Below are 15,016 nucleotides of genomic sequence, written 5' to 3' on the forward strand. Positions count from 1 at the left end.
GCCGTTGTTCAGGAACGAGAGGAAGCCGCTGCCGCCGGGCACGCAGCTCCTCGTCCGCGACGATCCGGTGCTTGCCCTTCTTGTCGGGGAATGCCTTCTCGAAGGCCGGCCCTAGCGGGCAGCGCGCAGTGCCGGGTGTTCCGCGACGACCGTGCAGGAGCCGGGTGCGACCTCGGTGAATCCGGCGTCCCGCACCACGGGGAGGCTGCTGGTGGTCAGCTCCGTCCAGTGCGCCGCATGGCGGGCCGGACGCACGGCGAGTGGGAAGCCCGCCCGGTGCCAGGCCGTCCGCCCCGCGGCGTCCAGCTGCCACCAGGCCAGTTGTGCGGCGTGCCCGGCTTGCGCCATTGCCTTGCCCGCCGACATCTCCACCTCGGGATTCAGCCAGAGCACCGGCGTACCGGCGGCGGGCGCGGCCGGCGGCTCCGGATCGTCCAGCTCCGTACCCGACACCTGGAGCCGTGCCAGCTCCTTGGGCCAGCCGTCCAGCGGGACCGGTGGGAAGACCCGCACCTCGGCCGTACGCCCCGCCACGGTGATCCCCGACAGCGGCTCCGTACGCCGCCACTCCGCACCCCGTGCCCGCCGGACGACCTTGCGGATCTGACGCTCCTCCCACAGCCGCACCCGCTTGTGCCACTCGCCGGTCTCCTCGACCGTGCGCGGGTCGGCAAGCAGCGTGAGCACCGCGCGGGCCGCAGTCTCCAGCGCATCCGTACGGGCGGGCGGTGCTGCGCGCTCGATCCGGACGACGAGGGGCAGGACGAAGCGCTCGGGTTCGGCGGGCTGCGGGGCCGCGGGGTCTGAAACGGTCACCGGTTCAGTCTGCCAGCGGCCGGTGTCCCACCTATGCTCTGGCCCGTGAGGCTGGAGAGGGTGGGACGGCGCTACCGGACGGGCGGGCCCTGGGTCCTGCGCGGGGTGGACCTCGAAGTGCGGGCGGGCACCCTGGTGCGGGTGGAAGGCGGCAACGGAAGCGGCAAGTCCACGCTGCTGCGGCTGGTCGCCGGGATCGACGCGCCCAGCGCGGGGCGGGTCCGCGGGCGCCCCCGGACCCGCGGCTATGTTCCCGAACGCTTCCCCGCCGCACTGCCGTTGACGGCTCTCGGCTACCTCACCCACCTGGGCCGGGTCCGCGGCCTGAGCAGCCGCGAGGCCGCCCGGGAGGGCGCCGCCTGGCTGGAGCGGTTCGGCGCCCAGCAGTACGCCGCCACCAGGATGCGGGAGCTGTCCAAGGGCAGCGCCCAGAAGGTGGCCGTCGCGCAGGCCCTCGTCGGCCGCCCCGGTCTGCTGGTGCTCGACGAGGCGTGGACCGGCCTCGACCGGCCCGCGCGCGAGGTCCTCGACAGTGTGGTGCGGGAACGGGTCGCCGAGGGCGGCGCCGTGGCGTTCGTCGACCACGACCCGGCGCGGCTCGCCGGGGCTCAGGACGTCACCGTGCGGGTCGCGGCCGGTGGCCGGGTGGCGGTCGCCGAGGCGGGCGCGGCGGTGGCCCGGCCCGGGAACGGCGCACAGCGGCCCACGATGACGCGCATCGAAGCACTGGGAGCGCCCGGCGCCGGGGTCCCTGAGGGCTTGCCGGGAAGCGCGCGGTGGAGGCTCGCGCTCGACGGCCGGCTGTTGCTGACGCTGCCCAGTGCCGCTTCCGACACGGCGCTGCGGGTGCTGTTGGCCGCCCGGCCCGGCTGGCACGTCCGCTCCGTACGGCCGCTGGGGGAGCGGGAAGGGGACTTCGCATGAGAGCGACGCTGGCACTGACCCGCTACCAACTCGCCCTGCTGGTGCGCTCGCAGCGGTGGCCGGCGCCGCTGCTGCTGTACGCCGGGCTGCTGGCCGTCGGCGTACGGGCCGGGCAGCCGCTGCTGGACTCGCTCGGGATCGCCGCCGCCACGCTGCTGCCCGCAGCCGCCTGGCTGGTGCGTACCTGTGTGACGGCCGAGCCCCAGGCTGCCCGGCACTGTGCGGCGGCTGCCGCCGGGGCCTGGCGGGTGCACCTCGCGGGCGTCCTCGCCGGGGGAGCGGCGGCCCTGCTGTTCGGATGCGCGGGGGCGGGAGTGGTGATCGGGGTGAGTGCCCCGCGGAGTACCGACGGGACCGCTGCCGTTCCGGTGCTGCCTGCCGTGGGCGCGGGGCTGTGCGGGGTGCTGGCGTGTGTGCTGATGGGGGCCGCCGTCGGGGCCCTGGGCAACCGGCCGCTGATCCGCTCGCCAGGGTACGCGGTGAGCGCGACGCTGCTGGGGAGCGTTGCGGCCCTCGCGCTGGGGGCCTCGCCGGCCAATGCGGCGGTGACCGGCTTGGTCCGCGGCTCCAGCCAGGGGGTCGTACACATCCCGTGGGCGCCGCTGCTGGGCGCTGTGGCGGTGGCGGGCCTGGCTGCTGCCGCGGCGTGCGCCGTGGCTGCCCGTCGCGAGTGAGCGGGCGCCCCCTCTCCGGGGGCGCCCTCTCTCCGGGGTGCGGGCTCAGTGCTTCCAGGGCCCCGTAATCGCGAAGGTAGTGCCGGGCTTGTAGCAGTTGACGTACATGGTGCGGCCGTCGGGAGCGAAGGTCACGCCCGCGAACTCGCCCCACTCCGGCTCCTCGGGGGTGCCGATGTTCTGGGCGCCCCGCGCCATCGGGTAGACCTTGCCCTGCCGGGTGAGACCGAAGACGTGCTGGGCGCCCTCACCGTCCTCGCACACCATCAGACCGCCGCTGGGGGCGAGGCAGATGTTGTCCGGCTCCTCGCCCGGCAGTTGCACATCGGTGTCCGGGCCGAAGACGATGACGAGGGTGAGGCGGCGGCGCCGCGGGTCGTAGCGCCAGATCTGACCGAAGTGATCCCGCTGCGAGCCCTCCGCGCTGCGCGCGTAGCTGGAGACGAAGTAGACGCTCGAACCGCCCCAGTAGCACCCCTCCAGCTTCTGCGCGTGGGTGATGCCGCCCTTGCCGAAGTCCTGGAACCGGATGGGGGTTTCCTTGGCCAGCGGATCGGGGACCTCGACCCATTCGATGCCGTCGAAGGAGGTGCCCGTCTCGGTGACGGCGGAGAGGTCCGGCACGCCCGGCACTCGCATGGCCTCCAGCTTGCCGCCCACGTGCAGCGAACCGTACCCGCCCTTGGGCTTCTTGGGCAGGAAGCGGTAGAAGAGGCCGAACGGCTTCTCGAAGGCGTCCTCGGTCTCGTACACGACGCCTGTGCCAGGGTCGAAGGCGACCGCCTCGTGCTGGAAGCGGCCCATCGCCTTCAGCGGTTCGACGGAGGTGGGACGGCGGCGGTCGAAGCCGACTTCGAAGATGAAGCCGTGGTCCTTGGTGTAGCCCTCCTCACCGGCCTTGAACTCGGTCTCCTCGCAGGTCAGCCAGGTGTCCCAGAGGCTCGGCCCGCCCGCGCAGTTGGTGGAGGTGCCCGCGATGCCGACGCGTTCGGTCAACACCTTGTTGTCGCGGTCCACTTCGATGACGGTGCAACCGCCCTTGGCGGCGGGGTCGTAGGTCAGGCCCTCCACGGTGGGGACGGGCACCCGGCCGTCCATCCGGTTCTCGTGGTTGCGCACCAGCCAGGTGCGGCCCCGGCTCCCCTCGAAGGCGGCCATGCCGTCGCTGTTGCTGGGCACCTTGCCCTCGCCGGAGCGAAGCGGGTCGCCCTCACGGGAGAGCACCTTGTAGCGGAAGCCCTTGGGCAGATCGAGCAGCCCGTCGGGGTCGGGGACCAGCGGGCCGTAGCCCGCGCTGCCGCCGGTGGCCTGGGCGGCGGCGGTTCCCGTGAACAATTCCGAGAGCGCGCCGCTGAAGGCGACTGCGGCCCCGGCGGCTCCGGTTCTTGCCAGCACTTGGCGTCGGGTCGTGGACATCGGGCATCTCCCCTGGTGGCGGACAGGTGACCAAGCGTGTGTACCACGCGCACCAGCGTGCGCACAGCGATCAGGACGCAACCGACGTGAACCTGCGACCCGATCAGCTCGACGGGGTCGTGACCAGCGCGCCGCCGTCCCGGGCGAGCGCGGTCAGCCGGGAGATCGCCCGGAAGTACTTCTTCCGGTAACCGCCCTCGAGCATGTCCTCGCTGAACAGCTTGTCGAAGGGCACCCCCGAGGCCAGTACGGGCACCTCGCGGTCGTAGAGCCGGTCGGCGAGCACCACCAGGCGCAGCGCCGTGGACTGGTCGGGGACCGGCGTCAGCCCGGTCAGACAGACCGCCTGCACGCCCCTGACCAGTGCGCCGTAGCGGCTGGGGTGGACGCGTGAGAGGTGGCCCAGCAGCGCGGGGAAGTCGTCCAACGAGGCGCCGGGTATCCGGTGCGCCGCGCGGGTGACGTCCTCCGCGGCGTACGGCTCGGGCGCCGCGGGCAGCCCGCGGTGGCGGTAGTCCTCGCCGTCGATGCGCAGGGTGCGGAAGTGCGCGGACAGGCCCTGGATCTCCCGCAGGAAGTCCGCCGCGGCGAACCGCCCTTCGCCCAGCTTGCCCGGCAGCGTGTTCGAGGTCGCCGCCAGTGCCACGCCGTTCTCCACCAGCCTGGCCAGCAGGCTGGAGACGAGCACCGTGTCGCCCGGATCGTCCAGCTCGAACTCGTCGATGCACAGCAGCTGGTGGCCGCCGAGGGTGCGTACCGTCTGCTGGAAGCCCAGCGCCCCCACGAGGTTGGTCAGCTCGACGAAGGTGCCGAACGCCTTGCGCTCCGGCGCTGCCGGTGCCGCGTGCCACAGGGAGGCGAGCAGATGCGTCTTGCCGACGCCGTAGCCGCCGTCCAGGTACACCCCGCGCGGGCCGGCGGGAGCCGCCCCGCGCGACTGCTTCGGTACCCGGCGGAACCAGCGCTTCGGCCCGCCGTCGCTGCCGCCGGGCCGCTGGGCGGCGCCGAGGCCGTCCGCGAACGAGCCGAGCACCCGTACCGCCTCGGTCTGGCTCGGCTGGGCGGGGTCGGGTATGTAGGTGGCGAAGCGCACGCTGTCGAAGCGCGGAGGCGGCACCATCTCGGCCACCAGCTGGTCGGCCGGAACGTGTGGCTCCCGAGCGGTGAGTGCGACGGGCGTGCCGGGCGCGACGGGTGCGTCGCCGAGGTCGCCGGTCGCGTCGGAGCCGGTCCCGGATATGTGCGCTTCGGTCGTTGACACGATTGTCATGCTAGTCGCCCGGCGGCCGCGGGCGTGCGGCCCACCAGGCGTGCGCCGTGCCACACTGCGCGCATGCGACGCCTGTTCCCTTCGAGTACAGCCCCCGTATCCGCCCCGGACGCCCCCGCGCCGAACAGGCCGGCCCCGGAGTGGAGCATCGAGGAGATCGCCGAGGAGTACGCCTACCCGCCCGTCGGCGAGGGCGCCGACGAAGCCGACCGGTGGCTGCGCGGCAACATGGTGGCCTCCCTGGACGGTGCCATCCACCACGGCGGGCGCTCCCAGCCGCTCTCCTCAAAGGCCGACATGTGGATCTTCGGAGTGCTGCGGGCGCTCGCCGACGTGGTGGTCGTCGGCGCCCGGACCGTACGCCAGGAGGGCTACCGGCCCGCCAAACGGCGCAGCGGTTTCGCCGACCGCCGCGCCGCCGCCGGGCAGTCGCCGGTGCCCGCGATCGCCGTGGTCAGCGCCAGCCTGGAGCTGGACTTCGCGGCGCCGCTGTTCACCGAGCCCGTCGTCCCCACCCTGCTGCTCACCGGCAGCGGCGCCCCGGCCGACCGGGTGGCACGGGCCAAGGAGGCCGGCGCGGACGTGGTCTTCGCAGGTGAGGGCAGTGCCGCGGACCCCGCACGGGTGCCCCGACTGCTGGCCGAGCGGGGGCTGCGGCGGCAGCTGACCGAGGGGGGTCCGACATTGCTGGGGGAATTCGCCGATGCGGGGGTACTCGACGAGCTGTGTCTGTCCATCTCCCCCCGGATCGTCGCGGGATCGGCGCCGCGGATCATGAACGGGCCCGTTCTGCCCGACCCCGACGAGTACACGCTCGAGGGGGTGCTCGAAGAGGAGGGGTTCCTCTTCACGCGTTACCGTCGGTTGCGAACCGTTGCGGAATGAGACGTTCCGGTTACCTGGCGCTGGGCAGACTGACAACCGCAGGAACCGTGGGAACACGGCAGCAGGGTTTCTTTCCGACCGTTCGACCGGAGAAGGGGCGCCCGTCGTGATCACGACAGTGCTGATGATCGAGAAGCCGCTGGTGTCCGCCGACGCGGAGATGGTGACGACGCTGCACGGCGAGGAGCCCGTCTCCTTCGTCGTCCTTATGCAGCCGCGCGGCGACCAGGACCGGCTGCTGCGAGCGCTGGACGATGTGGCGCTCGGCGAACTGGACCAGGTGGTGCGCGAGGCCGAGGAGCCCGAGGGCGGTGAGGCGGTCGGCCCCGCGGAGCAGGCCCTGGAGCTCTCCCTGAAGCGCCTCAGAGACGCGGGCTGCGAGGCTGTCGGCCAGATCATCGAGCAGCACCCCCTCGACGTCCTGAAGTCGGTCGCGGAACAGACCCGCGCCGACGAGGTCATCGTCATGACCGCCCCCCACCTGGTCGAAGAGTTCTTCCACCGCGACTGGGCCTCCCGCGCCCGGCACAAGGTGGGGGTCCCGGTACTGAAGCTGTTCGCGCATAACGAGTAGTCGTGCAGTGGGGGGCGGCCCTCTCCTCCCGGCCGGGGGTCCGGGGGGTTGCCCCGGGGTGGATGCAGTGCGCATAACGAGTAGTGGAGGAGGGGCGGGGAGGGCGAGGGCTCAGGTGAGGTGAGGGCTCACGTCAGGTGAGGGGTCGCACCGCATAAGCTTGCGCCGTTCCTCGTCCTCCCCGGTCCTGGGCCGGGAGGTGCCCGACCGAGCCAGCAGGAGAAGTCCGTATGACGGCTGCCGCCACTCCCTCCCTCCCCTCCGCCATGGAGCGGCCGCACTTCGTCGGGATCGGTGGCGCGGGGATGTCCGGCATCGCGAAGATCCTGGCGGTGCGCGGCGCCCGGGTCGCGGGCAGCGACGCCCGGGAGTCGGCGACGGCCGACGCGCTGCGCGGCTTCGGAGTGACCGTCCACATCGGTCACGACACCGCACATCTGGCGTCCGACGCGACCGCGGTGGTCGTCTCCAGCGCCATCCGCGAGGACAACCCGGAGTTGGTCGAGGCGAACCGGCGCGGCCTGCCGGTGCTGCACCGGGCCGATGCGCTGGCCGCGCTGATGGAGGGGCTGCGGCCGCTGGCGGTCGCCGGTACGCACGGCAAGACGACGACCACCTCGATGCTCGCCGTCAGCCTGGCCGACCTGGGCCTGGACCCCTCGTACGCGATCGGCGGCGACCTGGAGGGCCCCGGCTCCAACGCGCACCAGGGCACCGGGGAGATCTTCGTGGCGGAGGCCGACGAGAGCGACCGGAGCTTCCACAAGTACGCGCCCGAGGTCGCCATCGTCCTCAATGTGGAGCTCGACCACCACGCCAACTACGCCTCGCTGGAAGAGATCTACGAGTCCTTCGAGACGTTCGTCGGACGCATCGTGGACGGCGGCACCCTGGTGATCTCCGCGGACCACGAGGGCGCGCGGGAGCTGACCCGCAGGCTGCGTGCCGCTCCGCGCGACCACGCGCTCACCATCCGTACGTACGGGGTGGCCGAGGACGCCGACGTACGGGTTCTCAAGATCACTCCGAAGGGGCTGACCAGCGAGGTCACCGTCGTCCTCGACGGCGCGGAGCTGACCTTCGACGTCTCGGTGCCCGGCAACCACTACGCCCTCAACGCGGTGGCCGCGCTCACCGCGGGCGTGGCGCTGGGGGTGTCCGCCGGGGAGCTGGGGCGTGGGCTCGGCTCGTACACCGGCGTCAAGCGCCGCCTCCAGCTCAAGGGGCTGACCCGCGGCGTGCAGGTGATCGACTCCTACGCCCATCACCCCACCGAGATGACCGCCGACCTGGAGGCCATCAGGGGCGGCGCGGAGAACGGCCGGGTACTGGTGGTCTTCCAGCCGCACCTCTTCAGCCGCACCCAGGAGCTGGGCAAGGAGATGGGGGAGGCCCTTGCGCTGGCCGACGGCTCGGTGGTGCTGCCGATCTACCCGGCCCGCGAGGACCCGATCCCGGGCGTGACCAGCGCGCTGATCACGGACGCCGCACAGGCGGCAGGCGCCGCCGTACGTGCCATGGACACCCCCGCCGAGGCCGTGGATGCGGTGGTGGGAATGGCGGAGCCCGGCGATCTCGTTCTCACCATGGGCGCGGGTGACGTCACGGAACTGGGCCCCAGGATCCTCGCCCGGCTCGCGGAGTGATCGGCGGCCCGTACCGCCCGTACCGCCCGCACCCTTCCGTGCCCGAACCAGCGCTCGAGGAACCGAGGACCGAGGAGCCGAGATGTCCTACGAGATCGACAAGACCGAGGAGCAGTGGCGCGCGGAGCTGACGCCCGAGGAGTACCACGTGCTGCGCGAGGCCGGTACGGAGCGCCCGTTCACCGGCGAGTACACCGACACCAGGACCACCGGCGTCTACGAGTGCCGTGCCTGCGGCGCCGAGCTGTTCCGCTCGGACACCAAGTTCGCCTCCCACTGCGGCTGGCCCAGCTTCTACGACCCGGCCGGCTCGGACGCGGTCGAGCTGCTGACCGACCGCTCCATGGGCATGGTCCGCACCGAGGTCCGCTGCGCCCGCTGCGGCTCCCACCTCGGCCATGTCTTCGAGGGCGAGGGCTACTCGACCCCGACCGACCAGCGGTACTGCATCAACTCGGTCTCGCTGCGGTTGGTGCCGGAGGAGGAGTGACTCGTCGTCGATGTGGTGGAGTTCCGGGTCAATGTGTAGCGTGCGTGGATAACTGATCGTCCGCGATTAGTCAAACTAGCAGGTCAGGCAGGGTGGACCCGTTTTCGGGTCCACCCTGCTGGGATTCCGGTCGCTGGTTGGTCGCTGGTGAAACTGATACGTCGTCACCTGCCGCTACACGTACGGTCGCTGGATGTGCGCTGGTTGATTTTGACGGAGCGTCAGTTATGGGGCTGGCGGTCGTCCCCGGAATCCGCCGTCATGGGCCGCAGTCGACCGCGGTTTCCGCGCCCCGCCGAAGCGGCGTCCCGGGGCCGCTGTCGGCCGTGTAGCCAGATCTTCGGGCAGGGCGTTGTACGTTGGCATGGCTTGGGGCAGTGCACCAGCCCTTCCGCGGGGTTTTCCCCTCTGCCACCGGCGAACTTGTCAATGCGTCTAGGTCAAGCGGCGCTCATCGGTCGGTGTGGCGGACCTTCTGAAGGCAGGTGTCGAGGGCCGCCTGCTGGTCGCCACCCGGCGGATGGCCGTTGTCCGTGTCGACCGTGAGCCCCGCACCGCGAACGTCGAAGCGGGCGCCTGCATTGAGCGGCTCGTCCCCGAGGCGGCGGCGCACGGCCTGGCTCCGTTGAACTCCGCCCCGCACGTGGGCGCCGTCTCCTACCATGGGCGCAAGAGCCGCCCTGCTGGCACCCAGGCACGGCTGGGCCGCCGCCCTCGCGGGCGCCTCCTGCAACCAGTCCTGCCCGTAGGCGCGTGTTCCTGCCGTGCCCTTCTGGTGAAGCGAGCTGGCTGCACGGATGACACGGAGCGCGGGGCCGCAGCGGTCCATGGCCGCTTGGTCACCCCTTGCAGGCAAAGCGGCCTTGGAGGACAAGAGGTCCTTCGAAGGCTTCGGCTTCACCGGTAAACAACACAGATGCGGGGTTCATCTTGATTCGATCCTTTCGTGCCGCGTTATCGGCCCGGCACCACAACAGAAAGCACCGCTGGGGGGCGGTGCTCGTCACGGCGGGCATTCTGGCCACCGGCTTGACGGCCGCCGAGTGGACCAGCCCGCAGTCCGCCCACGCGGCGGGCGATGACCTGGTCACGGCGCAGTGGAACATGAACGGCCAGCGGGACGGTGTCGGCGGGACGCCGGAGTCGCGTTGGCTCACCCAACTGCGGCAGATGCTGAACGAGGACGGCGTGGATGTCGCCTCCCTCCAGGAGGCGGGCAGCGAACCGCCGCCCCAGTCCCATCAGACCGACCGGCGCTTCCCCGAGCCCGGCGTCACCGAACACCTCTACAACATCGGCACGGAGTCCCGCCCGGACATCGTGCACATCTACTGGGCCGACACCGGTCAGCAGCGCAACGGCCTGGCGATCGCCACCCGGGAGAACGTCCGCAACGCCGTCCAGCTCCCCGTCGGCGGCCGGTTCAACTCCCGCCCGATGATGGGCGTGCAGATCGGCGAGACCTGGTACTTCAACGCCCACGCGCTGTCGAACGGCCCCACCAGCCCCAATGACGCCGACGACATCATCGAGACGGCACGTCAGTTCATGGCGCGCCGCCACCCGGGCGGAAGCTGGGCGGTACTGGCCGACTTCAACCGCAACCCCGGCCGGATGAGGACGAATCTGCAGAACCACATCATCCGCACGAACCAGCCCACCCACCAAGGCGGAGGCGAACTCGACTTCGCCTACATGAACGACCAGAACAACTCCACCATGAACGCCGAACGCAGGGGGACCAACTCCGACCACAACGCGTACGTGCGCTACCACCTCAATCCGAACTGCGGCCGACAGCTCGGTGCGCGCTCAGCCCAGGAGCAGAAGCCCGACGAGCACCACGCGGCGCAGCAGAAGCAGGAGGGGGAGCGTGCCGCTCTCGGTGCCGAAGCCGCGTCCCCGCCGCAGTCCGGCACCGACACGGGCACCGGCACGGGAACGGGCGCGGAGACAGGCACAGGCGTCGCTGACGCCGGTACGCCGCCGCAGCCCGGCACCGGCGAGGCGGGTACGCCGCTCACGCCTCGCGACACCGGGGCCGCTCCGTCCTCGCCGAGCGCAGAGGACTGCGCCGCTCCCGTGCCGGGAGAGACCTACCGCGTCTTCCCCCGGCACCTGGACGGCGCCGTTCTCGCGGATGAGGACCCCGACGGCACCCAGTCGCGACCGCTCTTGAAGAAGCCCTCCGGCAGCGAGAGGGAGGAGGTCCAGGTGCTCTACGGCGCCAAGCCCGGCCAGTATCTGCTCTCCTTCAAAGACGGCTATTGCGTCACCCGGTACGTGGGCCCGTCCGAGGATGTCACGGAGTTTCCCTGCGACCCTGAGATCGGCGCACCCCCCACGGCAAACTGGAAGTTCCTCAGAGGCCAGATCGTCACCCCGGACCTCAACGGCACGCTCCAGCCCAGCCCGAACAAGCTCGGCGCAACACTGAAGGCCACCACCGGCTTCTACCAGTGGCGATTCGAGCACATCGGCTGACAGACGCCTGACCGATGCCCGCCGGGCTGAGATCGAGCCGGACTTCACGGCCCGGCGGGCGAGACGGGGTGGCTGGACGCGCCCCGCCCGCCCGGCGGCACACGGCGTACGGCCCCGCGTGACGCCGAGGTCGGCGCGTCGTAGCCCGCGGCCTGATCCTCGGCAGCTTGGAGCGCAAGTGCGTCCGGCTCGGTGATGACGCGCACCTGATCGACTGGATTGGCGGAGGGGAGTACGAGCGGGCCCACCAAGCTGTGATTTCACCGCCATGCTTCCGCCAGGTCGACCGCCAGCTGCACGAGAGCGACCAGCACCGCCCACCGGCTCCAGTTCACGCCGGTGCTTTCCTCGTCCATGGCTACCTCCTCGTAGGACAAGGAAGAACGTAGGCGGGGCGGTGACAAGCGCGCGGCGGGTTATCCACAGGGTGCGGGTTATCCACAGGGCGGAGGGACGGTCGGCTGAGCAGCGCAAGCTGACCGTCGTCGGCGCGGGCGTGGGCGCGCGAGAGACGGGCGTGCAGCATCGCTTCCATCCGGGGTGAGCCGATGCCGCGGGTGCGGCTGAGCGCGTCGGTGGCATGCCGTCAAAGGTGAAGTCAAGCCGCATTCGTCCGTCGTTTACAAAGACGAGTTTCCTCTTCGCCGATAGGTTCGACCTCTTACCTCGGTCGTGGGTCTCGCGTGCTGAGCTCTCAGCGACGGATCGTGTCTACGAGGAGCAGCACCTCCCGGGCCGCGCCGGTTACGTCGGACTGCTCACCACGGATCGGCCCTCGCGCCGGCGTGCGCGCACACCTGGTGGGTGGGGCAGACGGGACGCCGGCGGCGTGCGGGACCACCTGTCCCCGGGCGTTCGCCGGGTGCCGTGCAGGAGAGCACGCGCAGTGCGCCGGTCCAGATGGTCACCGGCCAGGAGGACGGGTCCGGACCGCTTCGCGGAAGCGGGCTACTGATCGGCGGCCAGTGCGTCAACGGTGCGGGCGCGATTGCTCCGGTTCGGTCCGACGGGTCGGCGGACGGTGCCGGCGGTCGCGAACTGCGCCCATTACTCCTGCCGTGGCGGGCTCTGGTCGGCAACTGAGCAGGTCAGGGCGGCGACCTGGGTGGCAGAACAGCAGGCTTCCGCGACCTCGTCGAGGCCGAGATCGGCCAGTGCGCGAGTCGCCTCCCGGGTATCGACCGGTCGAGCCTCTCGGTGCTTCACTGCCGGAACCGGTACCGAAACCGGTTCCGGAAGCGGTTCCACGACCCTCTGCACAAGCGATCCTTTGGTGCAGGGAGGATGTCTTCCGCTTCTGCGTGGAGAGAGGAGGTGACATGGGAGTCACCATCGCTGACGTGGCCGCGCATGCCGGGGTCAGCAAGACGACGGTCTCGCGCGTGCTGAACGGCAAAGGCGAGATCCACGAGAACACCGTCTCGAAGGTCCGCAAGGCGATCGCGGAGCTCGGCTATGTGCCGAGCTCCGGGGCTGTGGGGCTCGCCCGTGGCACGACACAGATGATCGGCATGCTGGTCCCTGATCTGGCCTGGGCCTGGTCCGGCATCGTGCAGTCGGTCGTCGAAACGCTGGAGACCGAGGGTTTCGGACTGCGCATGCTGACCTGGAACCACGGTGAGGAGTCACTGCGCAGGCTGGGCCTGCAGGTCGCCGCCAAGTCGTTCGACGGTCTGCTGGTGATCGAGCCCGAGGGCGCCTTGGGATCCATCACGGAACTGCACGACGCCGGACTGCCGGTGGTGCTGATCGACGACCGCTTCCAGCGGCCGGGATTCCCCTACGTGGCCACCACCAACCGGGAGGGCGGTGAGCAGGCGGCGCGCCACCTGCTGGACATCGGCCGCCGTCGCCCTCTGGTGGTGACCGGTCCGGAGGCATTCGGCTGTACTCGGGAACGGCTGGGCGGCTTCGTCGATGTTTATGCGCAGGCCGGGATCGAGCTCGACCAGCGCAGCATCATCTGCGGCGACTTCGAGTTCGACGGCGGCCGGAGCACGGTCGCGCGCGCTCTCGCGGACGGCCTGGAGTTCGACGCGGTCTTCGCACACAACGACCCCTCGGCGGCCGGTGTGCTCGCCGCCCTGTATGAGGGCGGTCTTCGGATTCCGCAGGATGTCGCCGTGGTGGGGTTCGATGACGTCGAAATGGCGTCGTACACCTATCCGGCATTGACCACCGTCCGCCAGCCGATGCGGGAGATGGGGTCGGCGGCGGCGCGTCTGCTGCTGGACCACGTGCGCGGATCGCCGAAGGCCGCCCCCTCGTGCATCATTCCCACCAGGCTCGTGATCCGTGGCTCGACGTCACAGTCGAGCTCGAACTGACGGGATGTCGTCGCGAGGCGCAAGGTGTTGGCGCCTCGCAGTCGGGCGGTGTGTTGCCGGTGAGTGACGCACCGCGCCTGTCTCCTTGAGACTTCGGCGGACCTCTTCGGCCTCGCCTTCCTCGCAACCCGTAGCGACTGCACCCGCGTTCACCCGTACCCGCAGAGGTGCACGTTTCCGCCCCGCACGTTCCCGATCCGGGACACCCAACGGCACGCCTGGCACACCCGCCCGGCCGCTACCGGCTCCGCGTCGGACGCTCCAGCCGTGACCTGTGCGCGACATCGCCTCCGGCACCGAGGGTCTCCACCCCGTGGCCTGACCCTGCCGGTCACCCAACAGCTCTTTCCCCCGCCCCCGAGTCCTCTGTCGCTCAACGGCAAAAGGAGCCGCACGATGCGTACCACCACCTCTCCCACCGCCAGAACCCTCCAAGCCCTCTGCGTCACCGTCACGGCAGCCCTGCTGGCCACCGGCTGCGGCCGGGACACGGACTCCGGCCCCGGCAAGGACGCTCCCGCTGAGATCAGTGGCGGCAAGGCCAAGGGCAAGGTCGTCATGTGGTCGATGGGCGAGGAGGACACCAACACCCTGAAGGACCTGGCCAAGAAGTTCGAGCGGGAGAACCCGGACGTCGACGTCCAGATCACCGCGGTGCCGTGGAGCTCCGCCCACGACAAGCTGACCACCGCGATCGCCGGCGGCAACACACCGGACGTGTCCTTGATCGGCAGTACGTGGATGGCCGAGCTGGCCGGTATGAACGGTTTCCAGGCCACCCCGAAGTCGTTCAAGGCGTCCTCGTTCTACCCGGGTCAGTGGGACACCACGAAGTACAAGGACACCGCCTACGGTGTGCCGTTCAGCGCGGACACCCAGGTGGTCTACTACCGCGCCGACCTCGCTGAGAAGGCCGGCATCAAGGACGCCCTGGCCGGGGACTGGGACGGTTACCGGAAGGACCTCAAGGCCCTCCAGGCCACCGCCGGCAAGCAGAACGCCAAGCTGAGCCGCGCCAGTGGACTGACGATCGGTTTCAACTCCTGGATCTTCTGGCTGCCGCTGGTCTGGCAGCAGGGCGGTGACATCTACGACGCCAAGACCGGGAAGTTCACCTTCGACTCGCCCGCGGTCGCCAAGGCGCTCAAGTACTACGCGAGCATCCCCAAGCGGGGCCTGGCGCTGACCAACCGGACCGACAACGTGCAGGCTTTCCAGGACGGAGTGGTCGCCGTCCACCAGGACCGTCCGTGGGTCGGCGGCAAGCTCCGCAAGGACGCCAAGGCGCTGGACGGCAAGTGGAAGACCATGCCGATGCCGTCCGGCAAGCAATCCGCCGGGTTCGCCGGCGGCAGCGACCTGGCGGTGTTCAAGGACGCCGACAACCCCGACGCCGCGTGGAAGTTCGTCAAGTTCCTGACCGAGCCCGCCAACCTCGCCGCCTACGCGAAGGACACGGGCGCCCTTCCCCCTCCCCCGAAGCGTGGGACGAGGCGAAGCTGAGCAACGA

General features: G+C 70.8%; 14 protein-coding genes. 9 read left to right on the top strand and 5 right to left on the bottom strand.

Annotated features, from left to right (window positions below):
• Positions 1–111: 111 nt before the first annotated feature.
• Positions 112–816 carry a peptidyl-tRNA hydrolase gene (locus tag ACTWP9_RS08815; protein WP_443245440.1) on the bottom strand — a complete coding sequence of 235 codons (705 nt, stop codon included), beginning with the start codon at positions 814–816 and terminating at the stop codon, positions 112–114.
• 45 nt (positions 817–861) lie between these two features.
• Between ACTWP9_RS08815 and ACTWP9_RS08820 the strand changes: the two genes are divergently transcribed.
• A complete protein-coding gene (locus ACTWP9_RS08820; protein ID WP_443245441.1) occupies positions 862–1,740 on the top strand; it encodes an ABC transporter ATP-binding protein in 879 nt (292 codons plus the stop codon).
• On the top strand, positions 1,737–2,414 hold the full coding sequence (locus tag ACTWP9_RS08825) for an ABC transporter (RefSeq protein ID WP_443245442.1): 678 nt from the start codon (positions 1,737–1,739) through the stop codon (positions 2,412–2,414). Before ACTWP9_RS08820 ends, ACTWP9_RS08825 begins: the two co-directional genes overlap by 4 nt.
• Positions 2,415–2,459: 45 nt before the next feature.
• Here ACTWP9_RS08825 and ACTWP9_RS08830 read toward each other — a convergent pair whose 3' ends face one another.
• Both ACTWP9_RS08830 and zapE read right to left on the bottom strand, forming a co-directional pair.
• Positions 2,460–3,830, bottom strand: a complete 1,371-nt coding sequence (locus ACTWP9_RS08830) for an alkaline phosphatase PhoX (protein ID WP_443245443.1) — start codon at positions 3,828–3,830, stop codon at positions 2,460–2,462.
• 103 nt (positions 3,831–3,933) lie between these two features.
• Positions 3,934–5,100, bottom strand: a complete 1,167-nt coding sequence (zapE, locus tag ACTWP9_RS08835) for a cell division protein ZapE (RefSeq protein WP_443245444.1) — start codon at positions 5,098–5,100, stop codon at positions 3,934–3,936.
• A gap of 63 nt (positions 5,101–5,163) precedes the next feature.
• Here zapE and ACTWP9_RS08840 point away from each other — a divergent pair, with 63 nt between their 5' ends.
• The 4 genes from ACTWP9_RS08840 (at position 5,164) to msrB (ending at position 8,695) form a co-directional block, all read left to right on the top strand.
• A complete protein-coding gene (locus ACTWP9_RS08840) occupies positions 5,164–5,985 on the top strand; it encodes a pyrimidine reductase family protein (protein WP_443245445.1) in 822 nt (273 codons plus the stop codon).
• A gap of 106 nt (positions 5,986–6,091) precedes the next feature.
• Positions 6,092–6,559, top strand: coding sequence for an indole-3-glycerol phosphate synthase (locus tag ACTWP9_RS08845; RefSeq protein WP_443245446.1), 468 nt, complete (start codon positions 6,092–6,094; stop codon positions 6,557–6,559).
• A 230-nt stretch (positions 6,560–6,789) separates the two neighbouring features.
• Complete coding sequence (gene murC, locus ACTWP9_RS08850; protein ID WP_443245447.1) at positions 6,790–8,205, top strand: UDP-N-acetylmuramate--L-alanine ligase; 1,416 nt, start codon at positions 6,790–6,792, stop codon at positions 8,203–8,205.
• 82 nt (positions 8,206–8,287) lie between these two features.
• A complete protein-coding gene (gene msrB / locus ACTWP9_RS08855) occupies positions 8,288–8,695 on the top strand; it encodes a peptide-methionine (R)-S-oxide reductase MsrB (RefSeq protein WP_443245448.1) in 408 nt (135 codons plus the stop codon).
• A 451-nt stretch (positions 8,696–9,146) separates the two neighbouring features.
• Here msrB and ACTWP9_RS08860 read toward each other — a convergent pair whose 3' ends face one another.
• Entirely contained in the window at positions 9,147–9,308 is a 162-nt protein-coding gene (locus tag ACTWP9_RS08860) for a hypothetical protein (RefSeq protein WP_443245449.1), read from the bottom strand.
• Between the two features lie 317 nt (positions 9,309–9,625).
• Here ACTWP9_RS08860 and ACTWP9_RS08865 point away from each other — a divergent pair, with 317 nt between their 5' ends.
• Positions 9,626–11,179 (top strand): endonuclease/exonuclease/phosphatase family protein, encoded by a 1,554-nt coding sequence (locus tag ACTWP9_RS08865; protein ID WP_443245450.1) that lies wholly within the window; start codon positions 9,626–9,628, stop codon positions 11,177–11,179.
• A gap of 44 nt (positions 11,180–11,223) precedes the next feature.
• Here the strand turns inward: ACTWP9_RS08865 and ACTWP9_RS08870 are convergent, their stop codons facing one another.
• Positions 11,224–11,385, bottom strand: coding sequence for a hypothetical protein (locus tag ACTWP9_RS08870; protein WP_443245451.1), 162 nt, complete (start codon positions 11,383–11,385; stop codon positions 11,224–11,226).
• A gap of 1,113 nt (positions 11,386–12,498) precedes the next feature.
• Here ACTWP9_RS08870 and ACTWP9_RS08875 point away from each other — a divergent pair.
• Together ACTWP9_RS08875 and ACTWP9_RS08880 are read left to right on the top strand one after the other, a co-directional pair.
• On the top strand, positions 12,499–13,506 hold the full coding sequence (locus ACTWP9_RS08875; protein ID WP_443245452.1) for a LacI family DNA-binding transcriptional regulator: 1,008 nt from the start codon (positions 12,499–12,501) through the stop codon (positions 13,504–13,506).
• A gap of 396 nt (positions 13,507–13,902) precedes the next feature.
• Positions 13,903–15,009 (top strand): extracellular solute-binding protein, encoded by a 1,107-nt coding sequence (locus ACTWP9_RS08880; RefSeq protein WP_443245453.1) that lies wholly within the window; start codon positions 13,903–13,905, stop codon positions 15,007–15,009.
• Positions 15,010–15,016 lie beyond the last annotated feature (7 nt).

Origin of the sequence: Streptomyces sp. 3N207, from assembly GCF_052246355.1 — a bacterium.
Taxonomy (GTDB): Bacteria; Actinomycetota; Actinomycetes; order Streptomycetales; family Streptomycetaceae; genus Streptomyces.